This is a genomic window from Thiomonas sp. OC7 (assembly GCF_900634595.1).
Classification (GTDB): domain Bacteria; phylum Pseudomonadota; class Gammaproteobacteria; order Burkholderiales; family Burkholderiaceae_C; genus Thiomonas; species Thiomonas arsenitoxydans.
In genome coordinates this window covers 58,411-77,646 of the sequence record NZ_LR131953.1, presented here as the reverse complement: position 1 = coordinate 77,646, position 19,236 = coordinate 58,411, and the positions used below count along the sequence as shown (strand labels likewise).

Below are 19,236 nucleotides of genomic sequence, written 5' to 3'. Positions count from 1 at the left end.
CCGTGCGTCTTTTCAACGGCAGCCGCGAGTTGGTTGGCCTGTATCTCGAACCGGCTGAGGATGCACAGCCACAGCAGCATGCCGTATTGCTGTGCAACCCCTTCGGGCAAGAAGGCATACGCGCGCACCGGCTCTACCGGGTGATGGGCGAACGCCTTGCTGCGGCCGGTTATCACGTGCTGCGATTCGACTATTACGGCAGCGGCGACTCGGCCGGAAGCGACGAGGAGTGGGATGTCCAGGGCAGCATTGCCGATTCGCTGGCGGCGCTGGCGGAGTTGCTTCGTCGCAGTCGTGCGCCTCGCTGGTCGGCCGTCGGCCTGCGTCTGGGCGGCGCCATCGCCCTGGAAGTGGCGCGCCTGGCGCCCACACCGGCGCAGCTGTTGATGCTCATCGAGCCGGTGCTCGATGGCAGCGCCTATCTGCGCAGCCTGGCCGACTCCAGTCTCGAATCGCTGCACCGGGGCTATGGCGTGCGCTGGCCGCTGAGCGCCCGCCTACGCGACACCATGCTGCCAACCCCAGAGAGCGAGGCCCTCGGTTTTTACCTCAGCCCTGCAACCCGCAGCCAGATCGAAGCCATCACCCCGGCCTGTGTGGAAACCGTTCCGGCCAGCACGCTGCGTCTGCTCTCGCCCGATTCGCAGGCGACTCGACAGTTTCTGCAACACGCTGGCGTGACCCTGCCGCCTGCCGTGGAGTTCGTCGATAGCGACGCCCGGATCGACTGGGCCACCGACAGCGCTGCCGCAACGTCCATCGTCCCCATGCACTGGATACGCGATCTGCTCGACCATCTTGCCGAGGGCGCCCATGCGTGAAACCACACTGATCTTCGGCCCGCAGGCCGATTTGCTGGGTACCGTGACCTTTGCAGCCAACGCCGCCGCGTCGCCGCCTCCTTTCGGCGTGCTGCTGTTCAACGCCGGGGTCATCCACCGGGTCGGTGCGCACCGTGTGAACGTCAAACTCGCCCGCGCCCTCGCCGCTGACGGCGTCGCCACCTTGCGTTGCGACTTGCACGGCATGGGCGACAGCCTGCGTGCCGACGGCAGGCTGTCCTACAAAGATCAGGTGGTGGCCGATCTGCGCGCCGCCATGGACGTGCTGCAAAGCACCACGGGCGCACAGCACTTCGCTCTCGTCGGGTTTTGCAGCGGCGCCATGCCCAGCTACTGGACGGCGCAGGTCGACCCGCGAGTGAGTGCCATCGTGATGTACGACGCGCTGAATTTCATCACCCCGCTGAGCGTGGTGCGCTACCTGGGCGTGCGGCTGATGCGCCACGGCTACGGGCCGAAGGCCTGGGCGGTGTGGACGCGCGTGGGACTGCGTGGCGTGGCCGCAGTGGGCGCCCAGGCTGCGCGAATTTTCACCAAGGGCGCCCGCTTCACCACGATGCAGGCCAGCAGCGCAGCATCGGTTGACGAAGAAAAGGTCGACCGCCGCACCCTGGGCCGAGGCCTGCTCGCGCTGGCCGAACGCGGCGTCGGGGTGATGGTCTTCAGCGCGGGCACCGATTTCAGCGCGGTGAATTACGCCGATCAGTTGCGCGACGCTCTCGGCCTGCGTCAAGCCCGCAACCCCCGTCTGCTTTTTACCCATCTGCATGACATCGATCATGCCGTCACCACCCGCGTCGCCCAGCAGCAGTGGATCGACACCGTCCAACGCGGCCTGCGGCAACTCGCCCCGCTCAGAGCGCAGGCGGCCTCGCCCCCGTCCTCGTCCCCGCCATGATCCTGCTTGTTCTGTTCTGGGCCGCGGCCCTGTTCATCCTCTACACCTACGTCGGCTATCCCGTTTTGATCGGCTTGCTGGCCAGGCGGCGCCCGCAGCTTGCCTGCCCCCTGCTCGACAACGAGTCACTTCCCCGCCTCACCGTGGTCATGGCGGGCTATAACGAGGCGGCGCGCCTGCCCGGCAAGGTCGCCAATCTGCGCGCGCTCGACTACCCGCAGGACAAGATCGACATTCTGGTGGTCTCCGACGGATCGACCGACGCCACCGCCACCGTGCTGCAGGGCGCCCCCGGCGTGCGCACCCTCTCTTATGCCCAGCGGCAAGGCAAGGCGTATGCGCTCAACCTGGCGCTCGCTCAGGTGCGGACTGAATTCGTCGTGTTCTGCGACGTGCGCCAGGATCTCGAAGCCGGATCGGTGCGTCGGCTGATTTCCGATTTCTGCGACCCCGCCGTCGGAGCCGTGAGCGGCGAACTGGTTCATCGTCCCAGCAGCACCCAGACCGGGCAGAACATCGGCCTGTACTGGCGCTACGAAAAAGCCATCCGCAAATCCGAAAGCCACTTTCACTCGACCGTGGGCGCAACCGGAGCACTCTACGCCATTCGCACCCGCGACTTCTCCCCCATCCCGCCGGACACCATCCTCGACGACTTCGAGATTCCCATGCAGATCACCCGCGCGGGCAAACGAACCCTGATGGAACCCCAGGCCCACGTCTACGACACCCTGCAAACCGAGTCCGCCGCGGAACAAAAACGCAAGATTCGAACCCTCACAGGCAATTTCCAGACCTTTTCGAGAAATTTTTGGCTGTTCAGCCCCATGCAGAACCCGGTATGGTTCCAGTTCCTGTCCCACAAGGTTTTCCGGCTCTTCGTGCCCTACGCCCTCATCATCACCCTGTTCACCAGCGCCTTCATCCCGTCGGCGTTTTACCGCCTTGCGCTGCTGGCGCAGCTTGCGTTTTACCTGCTGGCCGCCGCCGGACACTGGGCGCCCGCGCTGCGCAAAAACAAATTCGTCAGCTTCGCCCATGTGTTTTTCGACATGAATGCCGCCGCCATGCTGGCCCTGCTGAAATTCGCCCAGGGCCGCGCCGACGCCAAGTGGGAAAAAACATGAAGCGCCTGAGCATTCTGATGTACCACGGGCTTTACGCCACCGAGGCGCAGCGTCTGGCCATCGACCCGATCGACCGGCCCTATGCCCTGTCCACAGAGACGTTTGCCAGACAGCTCGATCTGCTGGCCGCAGCCCACATTCCAGTCATCCCCCCGCACGCTCTCGAGCAAACCGGCTCGCCCATCCCCGGCGGCGTGCTACTCACCTTCGACGACGGCCACGCCAGCAATGCTGAACTCGCCCTGCCCTTGCTCAAGCAACGCGGTCTGAGCGCGCTGTTTTTTGTCACCACCGACTTCATCGGTCAGCGAGCGGGTTTTTGCACCTGGGATCAGGTTCGCCAGCTCGCGCAACAAGGCATGTTGGTCGGCGGGCATGGACAAACCCACCGCTTTCTCAGCGACCTGCCAGACGACACGCTCAAAAGCGAGCTGCAGCAATCGCATGACCGCCTCGAAAATGAGTTGCAGATGAAAGTTCGGCAAATGTCGTTCCCTGGCGGTCGCTACGACGATCGCTGCCTGCGGTTGGCGCAAGACGTGGGCTACACCGTCCTTCACGGATCGGCCATTGGCACCCTGAGCGCTGGGCCGATTGCCTCAAGGCAACCCCTGCCCCGCCTGGCCATCCGCGCCGGAACGACAGACGCCACTTTCATGGCCTATGCCCGGGCCGACGCGGCGACCTTGCTTCGCGCCCAGACCATTTCGCTCGCGAAAACAGGGGCGAAACGCCTCATTGGCAACGCGCGTTACCACCAACTCTATGCACGCGTCAAAGGCGTGCCGCACCAGCAGCCATGAGCGTGACCACCCCACACCCACGCCAAAAACCTGGGGGATTGAACAACAGGCGGCCCGCTTCAGTCCCATCGGTTGAAAATCCGGCTGAAAACCCGGTTGAAAATGCGAACTGGGCTGGCAAGGATCTGTACTCCATACTTCGACTGCTCGCCGTACCCGCTTTATTTGTTCTCAGCATCATCGTTTTCAAAATCCATCCAGGGAAAATTGGCCTCTACGGTTTTGTCTTGATCTTTGGCCTGCTCCTGCTGGTTCAATTGCGTAAAGGTCCAGAGCCCCTGCTTGCACTGGTCATCATTTATTACCCTTTAAGCAAACTCTACCCAGTTCTGATTGCACCCGGCATCAACGGCACCAATTTGCTGGAATTGTTTTTGATTTCATTCTGGGTCATGCATGCCTATAAAAATCAAAGGAAGATGTTCAACCCCTTGCCGTTCACGCGATTGGTAGGCATCTGGTTTTTCCTGAGCGTTATTTCTGTTTTTACGGCAATTTATCATATTGGGCTGCATCCATTCATCTGGAACTATCTTTTGTCGGCTCGGGGATTTTTCGACCAGTTTATTATTTTCTTTCTGGTCGTCAACCTGATCCAAGATAAGAATATGGCTAGACGACTCATCGTCTATATGATGTTTTCCGCAGCTGTCATTTTTCTTTACGGCATACACGAATGGTGGCTTACCCGCGGTGCAAGCAGCATCGAAAAATCGCGGCTGCTAGGCCCCATTGGGCAGCCGAACGAATTCGCAGCGCAAATTATCTATTCTCTTGCGCCTTTGCTAGCCTATGGGGCCTATTATTTCCCGCGCTGGAAATCGTGGCGCTTGGCGCCCATCGTCTTGATTGGTCTGAAAGTATTGCTGGCGGCCTTTTCTCGCGGTGCTTATCTGGCTTTTGCGATGGAGCTTGCCACGCTTTCATTCGTCAAAAGCAAAAAGTTCTTTGTTTTGGTCTTGCTCGTCATTGGAACAATTTACTTTTTCATTCCTGCCTTGGTGCCCAATTCGATGAAGGCCCGAGTAGCTCAAACCTATCAGGATCACGAAGTTGATTCAAAAATCGACAAGAGTGCAGACTCACGATTTTTACTTTGGGATGCAGCCATTCAGATGGCGAAGGAAGACCCAATTTTCGGCAAGGGGTTCGATCAGTTTCATAGCTTGGTGCCAAACTACGTTCCAGGATTCTATGAAGGCTCGACCGGAGATGCTACGGACAATCAGAATATGTTTTTGTATGCGGCCTCCAATATGGGCGTGCCCAGCCTGATCACGCTCCTTCTGATTATTGGAGCACTCGCTTTTCGTGGTTGGTCTATTTATAAAAAGAGCACCGTAGATATCGACCGCATCATTGGTTTGGGTGCGGTAACGCTGGTAGCAGGATTGGTTGCGGTAAATATGTTCGGGACGCATATTATAGATACCTCGGTCGATGTGTTTATATGGATTTATATTGCCATCGCCGCTCATCTGTTTGATCCGAAACAACTTATCAGCGCCAAAAACAGAAATGGATAACCGCGATAAAACCTCTCCGCACATCGTCCACATGATCGACGAGCTGCCGCGCGACGGTGCGGAAATGCTGCTGGTCGATTTGATGCGCCTGCGCATACCGGGCTACCGTTACACCATCGTCTGCCTGATCAAGGGCGGCCCGCTAGAACAGGAGTTTGAAAAACTCGGCGTTCCAGTCGTGATCTTTGGCCGCAAAGGCAAGCTGGATTTTGGCTTGGTCTTCCGCGTGGCTTCGTGGCTTAAGCGCGAGCGTGCTGCGGTCGTGCATACACATCTGTTCACCGCCGATACTTATGGCCGTCTGTCTGCGCGCTTGGCTGGCGTTCCGGCGGTGTTTTCGACGGTGCACAACATCGTCAACCCGTGGAAAGGGTCGGGCCGCAAACTGATCGACCGTTTGTTCGCGCGACTGAGTACCGCCGTGGTGGGGTGCAGTGAAGAGGTCACGCAAACGCTGGCCACGCGCGACAAAATACCCGCCAGCAAGTTGGTCTCGATTCCAAATGGCATTGACCTCAAGAAATTCTTCAGCTTTTCGGGAGCGGGCGTCCGAAGTGAATTCGCGCTTCCAGAAGATCGCCCCCTGATCGGCATCGTGGGCCGCTTGCACGAACAAAAGGCACACGGTGATCTGTTCCGTGCGCTGACCGAACTTCCTCAGGTGCGTGACAAACAATTGAATTGCCTGGTGATCGGCACGGGCGATCTTCAAGACACGCTCAAGCAGCAGGTCAAGGCTCTCGGGCTGGAAGACTGTGTGATTTTCACCGGCATGCGAACCGATGTGCCCCGCCTGGTGGCGGCCATGGATGTGTTCGTGATGTCCTCGCATTGGGAGGGTTTGCCCATTGCCCTGCTGGAGGCGATGGCGAGTTCCAAGGCGGTTCTGTGTACCCGAGTGGGCGGCATTCCCGATGTCGTCATCGACGGGGATAATGGCCTGCTGGTCGAGCCGCGCGACGTGCCGCAATTTGCCAAACGCCTGGACGACTTGCTGCATGACCCCGCTTTGCGCGCCCGTCTGGGACAGCGGGCACGGGAAACCGTGATCGCGCGTTTCGACGTTTCGCGAACCGCCGCGGCCTACAACCGTCTCCATCAGCAAGCGCTGGGCCTGTCGTCAGAGCCTCAACCGGCGCGAGTCGCCCCTGCGGAGTAAATCATGCGTCGTCTGCTTGCCACTGCCTTGCTGCCTTACGCCAAGCTGCGCAACACCCTGAGCCCGGGTCTGCGCGTGCTGATGTATCACCGTGTCGCGCATTTGGCCGCCTATGACCAGCTCACGGTATCGCCCGCGCGTTTTGCCCAGCAGATGCAAGAGTTGTCCGCGCACAACGTGGTCAGCCTCGAAGACGGGTTGCGGGCGATTCAGGCCGGGCCCTTGCGCAAACCGCTGTTCGCCGTGACCTTCGACGACGGCTATCTCGACAACCTGACCGAGGCCTTGCCCATCCTGCAGCGCTATCGCATTCCGGCGACTATTTTTGTGACCACCCAGTTCTGCGATCAGGCGCTCAGTCACCCCCGCTACGGCAGTCAGCCGACCGAGCGCCTGCACCTCAACTGGGACGAAGTGATTGCCCTCGCCCGGTCTCCCGGTATCACCATCGGTTCGCACACCCGCACCCACCCCTACCTGCCAACCATCAGCGATGCGCTGGCGCAGCAGGAAATCGCTACCAGCCGAAGCGAAATCGCCGCCCATCTGCAGCAACCCGTTCAGTATTTCTGTTACCCCTCGGGCGATTTGAGCCCGCGCGAACTTCAACTGGTGCGACAAGCCGGTTATGCCGCTGCCGTCAGCGTGGCGCCGGGGGTCAATCGGCGTGATGCCGATTTGTTCCAGCTCAAACGCACCGAAATCACCGACCGCGATGATGTGTCGCAATTCCGCCTGAAAATCGCCGGCGCATTCGATCCGATTCATCGCCTGCTGCATGCGCATCGCACCCGCCGATTCGCTCAGAAACACCTCAAACCCAGCGCCTCGTTCGAGGCCACAACGCTATGAAAATCCTGTACTTGATGACTGAGCCCTTCGGCATCGGCGGCGTGCAGTCCGACGTGCTGACCCTGACGGAAGACCTCACCGCCAAGGGCCATATCGTGTATGTGGCCACCACAGACGGCGTGCTGCTCAAAGAGCTGATCGGCAAGGGCGCCATTCATGTCGATATCGACTTTCATTTCAGCGCAGCCTCGCAGTTCGTTCGAGCCCTCAAACAGCTGCGAGAGGTCGTCAAGCGCGAGGGCATCGAACTCGTCGCGCCGCAATCGGTGCGGTCTTCCATGGTGGCCTACGCCGCACTGCGGCTCATGCCCTACGGCTACCGGGTCGCGAGCACGTCTCGCCGCGTGCCCATCGTGACCACCATCCACAACATTCACAATCCCAAGAATTTCAAGTGGGCAGGTCGCATCCTGCGGCAAAGTGCAGATTTCATCATTTTCGAGTCGAACTACGAGCGCAACCGACTGCTCGCCAACGGCCTGCCCCCCGAGCAGTCCACCGTCATCCACAGCGGCATCGATCTCGATCGATTTTCCACGGCCTCACGTACCGCCGATTTCGCCCGCCAGTACGGGCTGGAACCGGGCAAGCATCTGATTTTCGGCATCGTGGCCCGCCTGTCCGAAGAAAAGGGCCACAACTATCTGGTTGATGCCTTCGCCAAAGTCGTGCAGAGCAAACCTGAAACCCGCCTGCTGATCGTGGGCGACGGGCCGCTACTCGGTCAAACCAAGGCGCAGGTCGCCCGCCTCGGCTTGCAGAACACCGTGATTTTCGCCGGCATGCAGCGCGACATTCCCTCCCACCTCGCCCTGCTCGACGTCTTTGTGCTGTCCTCAACGCGCGAGTCATTCCCGCTGTCGGCGCGTGAAGCCATGGCGGCCGGCCGCTGCGTGATTGCGCCGCGCATCGGCGGCTGCGGCGAAGTGGTCGAAGACGGCGTCACCGGCTTGCTGTTCACTGCGGCAGACGTCGACGATCTGGCTGCAAAAATGCTCACCCTCAGCGAGCGTGACACGGTGGCCGCCATGGGCTGCGCCGGGCGCCAACGCGCGGAACGTCTTTTTTCACGCCATGTCTGGGTGGACGGCGACGAAAAGGTTTACCTTGACTGGTCTGGACTGACCTCCCCCTCCACGGCATCTGTGGCCCTGTCCTGACGCCGTTGAAGCTCACCCTCGAACTCCTGCTGTCTCCCGTCGGGCTGACCGCTTGCGGCCTGGTCTTTCTTTCCCTGTTTGTCACCTGGCGCTCGCACCGGTTTTTCACCCGATTTCTGACCTATGCCATTACCGTGCTGTTCCTCTTGGCCAGCATGCCCCTCTTTGCCAATCTTGCTCTAGGCGCACTGGAACGAAAGGCGACGCAGGAGAAAATCTGCTCCCCGCCCCCACCGGGGACGCTATTCGTCGTGCTCGCGGGCGGCATAGATGGCAACCCCATGCACGCGCAAGACTTCTCGGCCTTGAAAACCGCGAGTTTGAAACGTCTGCTCGCTGCCGTGCAACTGGCGCAGCACACCCCCGACAGCTCGCTGCTCATCTCCGGCGGATGGGGCAGAACGGTACGCGAGGCCAACTTGATGGGTGCGCTGGCTGTGCAACTCGGCTTCCCAGCCAGCCGAATGATCCTGGACACAACATCTCGAACGACCTTTCAGACGGCCGTCAATATGCGCGAGCGCATCCTCCAGTTTCCGGTCGGCCGCCGCTACCTGGTCACCTCCGCAGACCACATGCCCCGCGCGATGATGGCTTTTGCCCATGAGCAGATTTCAATCTGCGCCTGGCCGGTAGACTACGAAGCCATTCCGATTCAGGCGCTGGACATGCTGACCCCGCAGATCAGCGCGCTGGACAAGACCACACGCGTCGTACACGAACTTCTCGGCATGCTTTATTACAGGCTGATCAAGTTTCAATGACGCGCCGATTCAGGTGCCGCCCATGACCCCGACAGACCACAACGTCGAAGCTGAAGAAATCGACAAATTCAGTGCACTCGCCCATCGCTGGTGGGATGAACACGGCGAGTTTCGCCCCTTGCACCTGCTCAACCCGCACCGCCTACGGTGGATTCAAGACCATGTCGGCCTGGGTGGAAAAAGCGTTGTGGACATCGGCTGCGGGGGCGGTATTCTCTCGGAGTCGATGGCAGCGGCAGGCGCCATGGTGACCGGCATCGACCTCGCCGATGCCTCGCTGCAAGTCGCGCGCCTACACGCGCTCGATGCCCAGCTCGATATCGATTACCGCCTCGTCAGTGCCGAGCGCCTTGCCACCGAGGCCGCCGGACAATTCGACGTCGTCACCTGCATGGAAATGCTCGAGCACGTCCCCGATTCGGCGTCCATCATTCAAGCCAGCGCCGCCTTGGTGCGCCCCGGCGGATGGGTTTTTGTCTCGACTCTCAATCGCAACGCCAAGGCTTATCTGTTCGCCATTCTCGGGGCCGAATACCTGCTGCGGCTCCTCCCCAAAGGCACGCACGACTACGCCAAGTTTCTTCAGCCTTCCGAAATTTCCGCCATGGGCCGACGCTGCGGTCTTGAAACCGCCGACATTGCCGGGCTCGAATTTCAGCCTCTCACCCAGCGCTTCCGCATCACTCACGATCCTAGCGTCAACTATCTCATGGCCTTGCGCCGCCCGCTCTGATGTCGCACGCCCGCCCTGTCCGCGCCTGCCTATTCGACCTCGACGGCACGCTGGCGGATACCGCCCCCGACCTGGCCGCTGCGCTCAACCGAGTGCGCAGAGACCATCACCTGACGGAATTGCCGCTCGAACGCCTGCGCCCCATGGCCTCCCATGGCGCGCGCGGCTTGCTCGCCGTAGGCATGCAGGTCACGCCCGAAGAGGCTCGGTACGACGCATTGAAAGAAACCTTCCTCGCTTATTACCTCGAGGCGATCCGTGTGCGCACTACCCTGTTCGACGGCGTCGTCCCATTGCTCGAACGCCTGCATCAACTCGCCCTGCCCTGGGGCATTGTCACCAACAAACTCAGCACCTATACCCAGCCTCTAGTCACCCAACTCCCCTGGCCGCACCCTCCCGGATGCGTGGTCAGCGGCGATACCGCCGCACGCCCCAAACCCGCACCCGATCCCCTGCTGTACGCCGCCCAAGCGCTTCGCATCGACCCTGCAAGCTGCATCTACGTCGGCGATGACCTTCGAGACATGCAATCCGCCCAAGCCGCTGGAATGCGCGCCATTGCCGCAGCCTACGGCTACTGTGGCCCCAGCGCACCAGAAAGTTGGGACGCAGATGCGGTCATCCATCACCCCCTTGAATTGCTCACGCTCGACCTCATGTCCTGACAGCGGCGAAACAAAACAAGGTCTCGCCGTACAATCAGTATTCCATGGGGCCGACCCGGTTTCGACGTGGATAGCAAAACAGACAGGTGCATGCCGAGCCCCAGTACGCTCGATAAACCACTGGAAACAAAGTAACTGCGAACGATTCTTCGTACGCCCTCGCCGCTTAACACCGGTGAGCCTCGCAACGGTTGGCCGATGGGCCGGGGTGGCAACACCTGCGAGGTCATACACATCGGCTCGAGTTGAATTTCGCCACGCGATTCAGCCCTAAACTCAGTGGATCGCCCCAAATGAAGCGCGTACACCCGCGTCATAGGGGTTAAAACCAAAAGGCGTTACTAAGCACGTAGATCCTGCTGTGGAGTATTTGCGGACGGGGGTTCAATTCCCCCCGGCTCCACCATTAACACGTTTTCTACAGTTCGTAGAAGTTCAGAAGCCCTAGATAAATCAACGATCTAGGGCTTTTTTTCGTCTGTAGCAGTGCGCTGGAGTTCGTTGACAGCCGGTATTTCCTGCCGGTATCTTGGACGGTATCCCGTCTTTTTGACGGTATCGACCGAGGAAATACCGCCATGCCGCTGACAGATACCGCCGTTCGCCAAGCCAAGCCGACCGACAAGCCGCGCAAGCTGCCCGACGAAAAAGGGCTGTACCTGCTGGTGACGGTATCCGGCGGCAAACTTTGGCGGTATGACTACCGCTTTGCGGGCAAGCGCAAGACGCTGGCGCTTGGCGCGTATCCCGATGTGACACTATCCGAAGCCCGCAAGCGCCATGCAGATGCGCGTGCAATGCTTGCCGCTGATCCGCCCATTGACCCGACAGAAGTCAAGCAAGCCCGCAAGTCGCAGAACAAAGCCGAAAATGAGCGCACCAAACTGGTGAGCGAGGGCAAGCCCCTGCCCGGCACTTTTGAGGCTGTGGCGCGTGAGTGGATCGAGCGCATTCATGCCGACAAGGTGAGCGCAGGCCATGCTGAACGTACCCTGATCCGATTTGAGAAAGACGCTTTCCCCTGGATCGGTGCTCGACCGCTGAATGAAATCACAGCCCCTGAACTGCTGAGCGTCATTCGCCATGTTGAAGACCGTGGAGCGATTGAAACCGCCCACCGGCTGAAAGATGCAGCCGGGCAAGTCTTCCGCTATGGCGTAGCGAACGGGCTGTGCGAGCGCAACCCGGCTGCTGATCTACGCGACGCCCTCAAGCCCGTGCAGACACGGCACTTGGCCGCCATCATTGAACCGCTGGCGCTGGGCAAGCTGCTGCGCGACATGGAAGGCTATGCAGGCCAGCCTGTCACCCGTATAGCGCTCAAGCTATCCGCCCTGCTGCTGCTGCGCCCTGGTGAGCTTCGGCATATGGAATGGGGCTGGATCGACGAGGACACGGCAACCCTCACCATCCCGGCAGAGGCCATGAAGCGCAACAAAGAGGACAAGGTGAACGGGCCGCCGCATATCGTGCCCCTGGCGACTCAGTCGCTGGCGCTGCTGCGCGAGCTTCGCAGATACACGGACACCTCACGATACGTCTTCCCGGCGCTGACCTCCAGTCTTCGCCCTATGTCAGAGAACACTGTGCGTTCTGCCCTGCGCCGCATGGGATATGCGAACGACGAAATGACCGCGCACGGCTTCCGCGCCACCGCGCGCACCTTGGCCGCTGAACGCCTGGGCATTGCGCCAGAAGTGATTGAGGCGCAATTAGCGCACGCCGTGCCTGACGCCCTAGGCCGCGCCTACAACCGCACGCAATTCATGGAACAGCGCCAGCAGTTGATGCAGCAGTGGGCCGACTACCTCGACAAACTCAAGACCGGCGCGGAAATCATTCCGCTGCGCGCCTGACCCGTTTCGACCGACGCCGGGAGTTGATGCGAGCATGGGCGGACTTCGCCACCGGCAAGAGCAACGTAATCAAGCTGGCTGCATGACGGCTACGGCATCATCTACGCCAGCCGACCGACGATCCGGCTGGCTCGCTATATTGTGCGCAGTGCATCAACGAACGCCAGCGTGTTCTGTCTTATCCACAACGCAAAAGACGCGCTAGTATGTGCCGTGCTGTGGGAAATCACAGCGCAAAAAACAAAGGCCCCGCAGGTACGAACTGCGAAGCCTTTGCCCAGAACCGAAGCCCTGTCCTTGCCTTGAGAAGCAGCAAACTAAATCGCCGCCCCAGAACTTTACACCAAACGACTTGGGCGGGAATTTTTTTGTGGGGGCTTCGGAAGTTTTCAACCTTTTTGAAGGGCTTTCGATGCAACACCAAACCGCACACACAGACCCCCGCGCCCTCCTGCGCAAGAGCCAGATTATCGGCGGCGCAGGACAGCAGCCCCTGCTGCCGATCAAGAACACCACGTTCTACGCGCTGATCCAAGCCGGAAAATTTCCAGCCCCTAAGAAGATCGGGCGTAGTTCCTTCTGGCCCGCAGCCGAAGTTTTCGCCGCAATCGAAAAGCTCACCGCCGAGGGGTGATCCATGAGAACGCAATTGAATCGCCGCCTGGCGAGGGTTGCGCACGCCTGCGCACGCTACATCCCTGCGCTGCTGCCCTTGGCTCTTGCTGCGTTAATCGTGGCCGACGTGGTGTTGCTCTGTGGGGTGAGGCCATGATCCCCCGCCGCAATGTCGTTACCCCCGGAGTTCGACAGTTACGGTCGTAAGTACGCGATATCGTTAGGGTGAGCGTTGAAACGTGCCCCTACAGGAGTGCGAGTTGGTCGTCGATGGCGGGTTTCGGAAGCTTGAGTCCTTGGAGGATGGCGTGGTCGGCGTCGCTGAGCGAGGACGTGCCGTCGCGGCGCTCGCCGCCGAGGTGGGCCTGGTGGTATTGGATGCGTCGCAGTTGCTCGAGTGCACGTTCGGGCGACAGCTTGGAGCCGGCGTCCTTGAGGCGCATGCGCATGACGCGGTACAGCACCAGAGCGATGAAGCAGATCAGCGCATGGGCACGGATGCGGTCGGGCAAGCGGTGGAACACCGGGGCGATCTCGATCTCGGATTTGAGAATCTTGAAGCCGCGCTCGATGTCGGCCAGGCTCTTGTAGCGTCGCAGAACCTCAAGCGCCGACAACTCTGGCACATTGGTCACCAACAACAGCTTGCCGTCGCCCAGTTCTGCACGCGCCAGCGCCTTGTCGTCGATGACGTAGGTGAACAGATCCGATTGCAGGTCGACCTTGATGATCGAGCCCAGATGCGCCTCGGAGACCGCGCGATACAGCCAGGCCTTAGCACCGGAGTCGCTCAGGCGCCGGCCTCTGAAGGCGGTGCCGCCTTCTTGCGCATCAAGCTTGCCAGCACGCTGCTGGGCTTCCTGCGTGAGTTCTCCGATATGCTGGCGGCGCGCTGCGGTTTGTTCCAGGGCGCGGCGCGGATCGTGGGCCCAGACCAGGCGCAGGTCCTGCCAGCGGGTCTCGCCGAGGACCTCGCGGGTGGCCGCCGCGCAGCGCAGCGCGTGAATCGGCTCCAGGATCTCGGCGAACTCGGCGTAGCGCCGCCCCGGCACGGCCAGGATGAACTCCACGGGCTGCTCGGTGCCGCCCACGCGTTGCCCGCGCAGCCACTCCAGATTGTCCAGGCTGAGCAGACCGCGATCGGCCACCAGCACCACGCGCTTGACCGGGTACAGCGCCAGAACCTCTTGAACCACGGTGCTGAGCGTCGGTGCCTCGGCCGTGTTCCCTTCCCAGACCCGATGCGTCAGCGGCAGTCCCTCGGCCGTCTGCACCACGCCGAGCATGAACTGGCGACGCATCCCCCCGTCCTTGGACAGGCCGAACTGGCGCAGGTCGCCGGCCAACTCGGTCTGGCCCTCCACGCCGATGGTGGTCATGTCGTAGAACACCACCGACAGATCCTGGTCGATCAGCGGGCGCAGCAGCCCGGCCAACGCCGCCTGGACGCAGTCCTGGTGTTCGACCAGCGCATCCATCGCCCGCAGCAGGTGCTGATGCGTCACCTCCTTGGGCGCAAAGCGCGGCAGCGCCACCGTCTGCAACCAGCGCAGCACGCCGAGCTTGGACGTCGGGTCGCACAGGCGGTTGAGCACCATCAGGCGCACCAGCGCCTCGACGTCGATGCGGCTGCGCGTGCGACCAAAAACCCGGCGCAGCTCGCCAAATCCCAATTCGTCCCACAGCTCGGTCAGCGCCCATACGTCGCCCAGGGCGCGGCTGGACTCGAACCGCACGTCGGCCACGGTCGCCACCGCGCCGGCCTCCGGCGGCATGTCGCCGCGAAGTCGCTGCAGGCCGCGGATCACGCTCTCAAGCTGGCTGCCAGCTTGGTCGGCGCGCCCCAGGGTGGCCACCGTGCGTTTCTTCACCCGCCCGCTCTCATCCCGGTAGGACTCCACGAGCTGGACGTAGCGGCGACCGCCGGAGGTGGTGATCTTGATGAACATGCCGCCACAATACACCAACCCATCTTCAAATGGCAACAGCCTCACAATGTGGAAAAACGTGCCACCACACGTACTTTTCCAAAAACGAGGCTAACCCTTTGTTCCGTCAAGGCCGGGTCGGCGTTTTCAGCCAATTTTTGACTCAAACTGTCGAACTCCGGTTACCCCTGCCAAAAGTCGAGCCGCGCTGATGGCGATGGCCCCGGCTGTAAATCCGGTTATCGGCCTACTCGACGCCATGCACGCCCACGGCATCGCACCTGCTGACCCTGGCGACATCGTGGCCGATGGCACCCTGCGCCGTTACCAAGTCGCCACAGACAAGCCCCGCTCACTCAATGGATGGTTCGTCCTTCGCGAACGGTTCGGAGTTGCCGGAAGCTGGAAGTCCGGCGTGTCCTGCACATGGAGCAGCAACGCCACCACCAGCATGACGCGCCAAGAAAGGGATGAGCATTTCCGGCTGATCCGGCAAGCCAAGGACGAAGCCCAGCGGCAGCGGGAGGCCGAGCAGCAAACCGCAGCCGAGCGCGCAGCAGTGCTCTGGGCAAAGGCGACACCGGCCAAACCGGAACACCCTTACCTGAAGCAAAAGCGCATTCCACCCGGCAATGCTCGACAGGCTGGCGACCTGCTGGTGCTGCGCATTCAGGACGCTGACGGCAACACCCGCAGCTTGCAATATGTCAGTGAGGACGGCACGAAGCGCATGTTGTCTGGAGGTGCGAAGAAGGCGCACTTCATTCGTGTGGACGGTGCGCTGCCTTCTAGCGTGATCGTTATTGCTGAGGGCTTCGCCACGGCCATGACCGCATCGACACAGTTTCCCGGCGCGGCAGTTCTGGCCGCTGTGGACGCGGGAAATTTGGAGCCTGTCGCTCTGGCAATTCGCGCCAAGTATCCCGGCGCTCAGATCGTGGTCGTTGCCGACGACGACCGCCTGACGCCCGGCAACCCCGGCTTGACGAAGGCACGCGCTGCCGCTGGCGCTGTAGGCGGCAAGCTGGCTCGCCCTGTCTGGCCGCCTGGCATTCCGATTGAGGCCACCGACTTCAACGATCTTGCCCTGTATCTGGAGGGCGGCCATGTCTGACTTGCTCGAAATCGAAGATGTTGCAGAGGTTGCAACCGAAACCGAGGTTGCAGAGGTTTCTGGGGTGCAAGCGAGCAGTGGCGCGGGTTCCAGCGCAACCCCGGCAGAAAATCATGGGGTTGCAGAGGTTGCAAACACCGGGTTTCCAGCGCTGGAGCAGCGCCCCTGCTGGCGCGTGTTCGACGACTGGCAAGAAGCCGATGGCCGCAAATTCCGCCCCGGCGTCTGGCACTTCGGCATTAAACAGAAGGGCGACAACCCGCCGCAGATGTTGGATACATGGGTGAGCAGCCCCGTTCACATCGACGCTGTGACCGCAGACACCCACGGCGGTAACTTTGGCCGCTTGCTGCGGATCAAGACCACGCTGGGGCACTGGCGCACTTGGGCCATGCCGCAGGCCATGCTGCGCGGCAGTGGCGACGATCTGCGCGGTGAATTGCTGGGCATGGGCGTGGAAATCTCGCCCCGTAATCGTCAGTCCTTTGGCGAGTATCTCCAGCAACCCGCGCCAAAGCAGCGCGTCACTTGTGCGCTGGAAGTCGGCTGGGCCGGTAAGGTGTTCGTCCTGCCGGATGCGTCCATCGGCCCCGGTGCGGCAAGCGTGATTTTCCAGTCGGGTGAAGGCGGCACGGCGGAGTACGCAACCGGCGGCACACTCAAGGCGTGGATCAACACTGTGGCGGCACCTGCGCGGAACAATCCCATGTTGATGCTCGCCTTGTCCGTGGCGTTCACCGGGCCGCTGCTGGCGAAGTGCAGCGCAGAGGGCGGGGGCGTTCACCTTGTCGGAGATTCATCAACGGGCAAGACCACGGCGGCAGAGGCGGCGCGTTCGGTCTGGGGGCCAGAGCGTTACAAGCGCACCTGGAAGGCCACGGCAAACGGCTTGGAGGGTGCTGCGGCGCTGTTCAACGACAACCTTCTGGTGCTCGACGAAATCAGCGAGGCTGATCCACGCGACGTGGGCATGATTGCCTACATGCTGGGCAACGGCACCGGCAAACAACGGGCCAGCCGCACGGGAACGGCGCGCACCGTCACCAGATGGCGAACCATCGTGCTCTCGACGGGTGAGCGCACCCTAGCTACGTCCATGATGGAGGCAGGCCAGCGCGCGAAATCCGGGCAGGCTGTGCGATTGCTTGACGTGCCTGTTCAGCGCCAGCATGGGGCCTGGGATGATCTGCATGGTCTGTCCGATGGCCGCGCTTTTTCTGATGCGATCAAAACGGCGGCATCGCAGCACTACGGCCATGCAGGGCGGGAGTTCCTGGAGCGACTGACACGCGATCCACAAGACTTCGGCGCGGCGCTCGACGTGTTCAAAAGCCTGCCGGAATTTTCGCCCGATGGCGGAGAGGGTCAAGACAAGCGCGCTGCGGCGCGGTTCGCCATGATTGCGATGGCGGGCGAACTGGCGACGGAATACGGGCTGACGGCCTGGGGTGAAGGCGCAGCGACGCAGGCCGCAGCCGAAGCATTCACGCTGTGGAGATTGGCACGCGGAAGCGGCAACGGAGAGCGCAGGCAGATTGTGGAGCAGCTCGCCGCGTTCGTCTCCCGTCATGGCGACGCCCGTTTTAACGACATCGCAGCGACCCACAATTTACCTGTCCGCGATCGGGCGGGATGGTGGAAAGACGAAGGCGACGGCAGAAGCTACCTGTTCACCGCAGAGGGGATGCGCGAGGCGCTCAGGGGTTTTGACTTCAAGGCTGCGCTCGATAGTCTGGAGGCGCAAGGCGTCATTCCGGCTGCTGGCGCGGATGGCAAGCGCACCCGGTTCCACCGCGTCAACGGGCGGGCTGTGCGTCTCTACCCCGTTGACGGCTCCAAGTTGGAGGGCTGCTGACATGTCACTTCAAGCGATTGCCCAGCGGATCAAGGCGCGATCTGCAACCCCTGAAACCCCTGAAAAAAACATGGGGTTGCAGCCGGAACCCGCGCCGTTATTGGCCTGCACCCTTGCAACCCCTGAAACCCCTGTTTTTGTTAATACCCGCAGCGAACCTGCAAACGACGCCCGCGATCTGGACGAAGCGCAATCCGAGCGCGCTGCTATCCAGCACTTCGACGGCGGGATTGATGCGGCGCTTGCTGACCTTCTCGCACGGCACGGCGGATACCACGGCATCGACTGGCAAGGGCTGGCGCTGATCGACGCCGAGAAATCCGCCCTGTGGATCGTTCAACGCCCGGACGGACTGCTGACCACACTCGCAACAGTTGACCCGATCCCGAAGCCGCGCAGCTACCGGAATGCCTGGCCCGCGCGGTTCACCGGCCCCGAACCTGCCGATGATGCAGCGCCAGCCGCAGCACAGGCTGCGCAAACCGCTATCGGCAAGGCCCGGCAAAGCTGCTGGGACTGCCGACACCTGCGCACCACGGGCAAGCCTGTCTGCGCGCTCAGGCACACCGTGGGATGGCAGACGGCACAGACGCGCACCTACCCACGGCGCTTTGACGCCACGGACTGCGGAGACCATCGCCATGAATAAAACGCTCTGCGGCATCGACCCCGGCCTTGGTGGAGCAATAGGGTTCATCGACACCGAGCGGCAATTCATCGACGTGCTCGACATGCCGACCCTGCCGACGACCACCGGACGCAGGCAGATCGACGCCGCTGCTCTGGCCGGGATATTGCGCCAGCATCGACCGCGTTTCGTTCTGGTGGAGCGTGTCGGGTCTCGACCCGGTGAAGGTGCTGTAGGCGCTTTCGCCTTTGGGCACACCTACGGCGCGATCCTGGGCGTTCTGGCGGCATTGGAGATTGCTCACGATGTGGTGCAGCCTGCCGTGTGGAAACGCCGCGCAGGGATACCACCGGGAGCCGACAAGGGCGTGAGCATCGCCACATGCAAGCGCGTATTGCCTGGCTCGACACCGCACCTGACCCGCATCAAAGACGATGGCCGCGCTGAATCTCTTTTGCTGGCGCTGCAAGGCCATTCATCTATTCACCACACCGAAAGGACTGCACCATGACCACCGACATCAAGCCCACCCCCGCCGAACTCGCCAAAGCCATTCAAACCCGCCACATGGAGCGGGTGCGCAGTGTTGCGTCCAAGTACGCCGCGCCGATTTTGACCGAAGCGCAGATAGCTGCACGCGATGCTGAGTTACGGGCTTCGGAAATTCAAGCTGCGCGGGAACTGCAATTCCTGGGGAGAAACTGAGCG

20 protein-coding genes and 1 other RNA gene are annotated in these 19,236 nt (G+C 61.5%); 20 read left to right on the top strand and 1 reads right to left on the bottom strand.

The window, feature by feature from the left end:
- The first annotated feature begins 2 nt into the window (after positions 1 to 2).
- The 15 genes from BIO17B3_RS00395 (at position 3) to BIO17B3_RS19320 (ending at position 13,160) form a co-directional block, all read left to right on the top strand.
- Positions 3 to 821 (top strand): serine aminopeptidase domain-containing protein, encoded by an 819-nt coding sequence (locus BIO17B3_RS00395; RefSeq protein WP_232054132.1) that lies wholly within the window; start codon positions 3 to 5, stop codon positions 819 to 821.
- Positions 814 to 1,740 (top strand): alpha/beta fold hydrolase, encoded by a 927-nt coding sequence (locus BIO17B3_RS00390; RefSeq protein WP_156052553.1) that lies wholly within the window; start codon positions 814 to 816, stop codon positions 1,738 to 1,740. The genes BIO17B3_RS00395 and BIO17B3_RS00390 overlap by 8 nt, the downstream gene beginning before the upstream one ends.
- A complete protein-coding gene (locus BIO17B3_RS00385) occupies positions 1,737 to 2,867 on the top strand; it encodes a glycosyltransferase family 2 protein (protein WP_156052552.1) in 1,131 nt (376 codons plus the stop codon). The genes BIO17B3_RS00390 and BIO17B3_RS00385 overlap by 4 nt, the downstream gene beginning before the upstream one ends.
- The gene (locus BIO17B3_RS00380; RefSeq protein ID WP_156052551.1) at positions 2,864 to 3,670 is read left to right on the top strand and encodes a polysaccharide deacetylase family protein; all 807 of its coding nucleotides are present in this window, start codon (positions 2,864 to 2,866) and stop codon (positions 3,668 to 3,670) included. Before BIO17B3_RS00385 ends, BIO17B3_RS00380 begins: the two co-directional genes overlap by 4 nt.
- Positions 3,667 to 5,196: an O-antigen ligase gene (locus tag BIO17B3_RS00375; protein WP_156052550.1), complete on the top strand. Its 1,530-nt coding sequence runs from the start codon at positions 3,667 to 3,669 to the stop codon at positions 5,194 to 5,196. Before BIO17B3_RS00380 ends, BIO17B3_RS00375 begins: the two co-directional genes overlap by 4 nt.
- The gene (locus BIO17B3_RS00370; protein WP_156052549.1) at positions 5,189 to 6,355 is read left to right on the top strand and encodes a glycosyltransferase; all 1,167 of its coding nucleotides are present in this window, start codon (positions 5,189 to 5,191) and stop codon (positions 6,353 to 6,355) included. The genes BIO17B3_RS00375 and BIO17B3_RS00370 overlap by 8 nt, the downstream gene beginning before the upstream one ends.
- A 3-nt stretch (positions 6,356 to 6,358) precedes the next feature.
- Entirely contained in the window at positions 6,359 to 7,207 is an 849-nt protein-coding gene (locus tag BIO17B3_RS00365) for a polysaccharide deacetylase family protein (RefSeq protein WP_156052548.1), read from the top strand.
- The gene (locus tag BIO17B3_RS00360; protein WP_156052547.1) at positions 7,204 to 8,367 is read left to right on the top strand and encodes a glycosyltransferase; all 1,164 of its coding nucleotides are present in this window, start codon (positions 7,204 to 7,206) and stop codon (positions 8,365 to 8,367) included. The genes BIO17B3_RS00365 and BIO17B3_RS00360 overlap by 4 nt, the downstream gene beginning before the upstream one ends.
- Positions 8,368 to 8,372: 5 nt before the next feature.
- Positions 8,373 to 9,131 (top strand): YdcF family protein, encoded by a 759-nt coding sequence (locus BIO17B3_RS00355; RefSeq protein WP_156052546.1) that lies wholly within the window; start codon positions 8,373 to 8,375, stop codon positions 9,129 to 9,131.
- A gap of 22 nt (positions 9,132 to 9,153) precedes the next feature.
- Positions 9,154 to 9,864 (top strand): bifunctional 2-polyprenyl-6-hydroxyphenol methylase/3-demethylubiquinol 3-O-methyltransferase UbiG, encoded by a 711-nt coding sequence (ubiG, locus tag BIO17B3_RS00350; RefSeq protein WP_156052545.1) that lies wholly within the window; start codon positions 9,154 to 9,156, stop codon positions 9,862 to 9,864.
- Complete coding sequence (locus BIO17B3_RS00345) at positions 9,864 to 10,532, top strand: HAD family hydrolase (RefSeq protein WP_156052544.1); 669 nt, start codon at positions 9,864 to 9,866, stop codon at positions 10,530 to 10,532. Before ubiG ends, BIO17B3_RS00345 begins: the two co-directional genes overlap by 1 nt.
- A 46-nt stretch (positions 10,533 to 10,578) precedes the next feature.
- Positions 10,579 to 10,938: a transfer-messenger RNA gene (gene ssrA / locus BIO17B3_RS00340) on the top strand.
- A gap of 172 nt (positions 10,939 to 11,110) precedes the next feature.
- Positions 11,111 to 12,388: an integrase arm-type DNA-binding domain-containing protein gene (locus BIO17B3_RS00335; protein ID WP_156052543.1), complete on the top strand. Its 1,278-nt coding sequence runs from the start codon at positions 11,111 to 11,113 to the stop codon at positions 12,386 to 12,388.
- Positions 12,389 to 12,800: 412 nt separating this feature from the next.
- The gene (locus BIO17B3_RS00330; RefSeq protein WP_156055400.1) at positions 12,801 to 13,022 is read left to right on the top strand and encodes an AlpA family transcriptional regulator; all 222 of its coding nucleotides are present in this window, start codon (positions 12,801 to 12,803) and stop codon (positions 13,020 to 13,022) included.
- Positions 13,023 to 13,025: 3 nt separating this feature from the next.
- Positions 13,026 to 13,160: a hypothetical protein gene (locus BIO17B3_RS19320; RefSeq protein ID WP_255421393.1), complete on the top strand. Its 135-nt coding sequence runs from the start codon at positions 13,026 to 13,028 to the stop codon at positions 13,158 to 13,160.
- A gap of 88 nt (positions 13,161 to 13,248) precedes the next feature.
- On the opposite strand, the gene BIO17B3_RS00325 is transcribed toward BIO17B3_RS19320, so the two are convergent.
- Entirely contained in the window at positions 13,249 to 14,952 is a 1,704-nt protein-coding gene (locus tag BIO17B3_RS00325) for an IS1634-like element ISThsp8 family transposase (protein WP_156052541.1), read from the bottom strand.
- 190 nt (positions 14,953 to 15,142) lie between these two features.
- On the opposite strand from BIO17B3_RS00325, the gene BIO17B3_RS00320 reads away from it, so the two are divergent.
- Genes BIO17B3_RS00320 through BIO17B3_RS00300 form a run of 5 tightly spaced genes read left to right on the top strand, consistent with a single transcriptional unit; the run spans position 15,143 to position 19,233 of the window.
- Positions 15,143 to 16,045, top strand: coding sequence for a toprim domain-containing protein (locus BIO17B3_RS00320; RefSeq protein ID WP_156052540.1), 903 nt, complete (start codon positions 15,143 to 15,145; stop codon positions 16,043 to 16,045).
- Positions 16,038 to 17,900, top strand: a complete 1,863-nt coding sequence (locus BIO17B3_RS00315; protein ID WP_156052539.1) for a DUF927 domain-containing protein — start codon at positions 16,038 to 16,040, stop codon at positions 17,898 to 17,900. The genes BIO17B3_RS00320 and BIO17B3_RS00315 overlap by 8 nt, the downstream gene beginning before the upstream one ends.
- On the top strand, positions 17,815 to 18,549 hold the full coding sequence (locus BIO17B3_RS00310; RefSeq protein WP_232054371.1) for a hypothetical protein: 735 nt from the start codon (positions 17,815 to 17,817) through the stop codon (positions 18,547 to 18,549). Before BIO17B3_RS00315 ends, BIO17B3_RS00310 begins: the two co-directional genes overlap by 86 nt.
- Complete coding sequence (locus BIO17B3_RS00305; RefSeq protein WP_156052537.1) at positions 18,542 to 19,039, top strand: hypothetical protein; 498 nt, start codon at positions 18,542 to 18,544, stop codon at positions 19,037 to 19,039. Before BIO17B3_RS00310 ends, BIO17B3_RS00305 begins: the two co-directional genes overlap by 8 nt.
- Positions 19,036 to 19,233, top strand: coding sequence for a hypothetical protein (locus BIO17B3_RS00300; protein ID WP_156052536.1), 198 nt, complete (start codon positions 19,036 to 19,038; stop codon positions 19,231 to 19,233). The genes BIO17B3_RS00305 and BIO17B3_RS00300 overlap by 4 nt, the downstream gene beginning before the upstream one ends.
- The last annotated feature ends 3 nt before the right edge of the window (positions 19,234 to 19,236 follow it).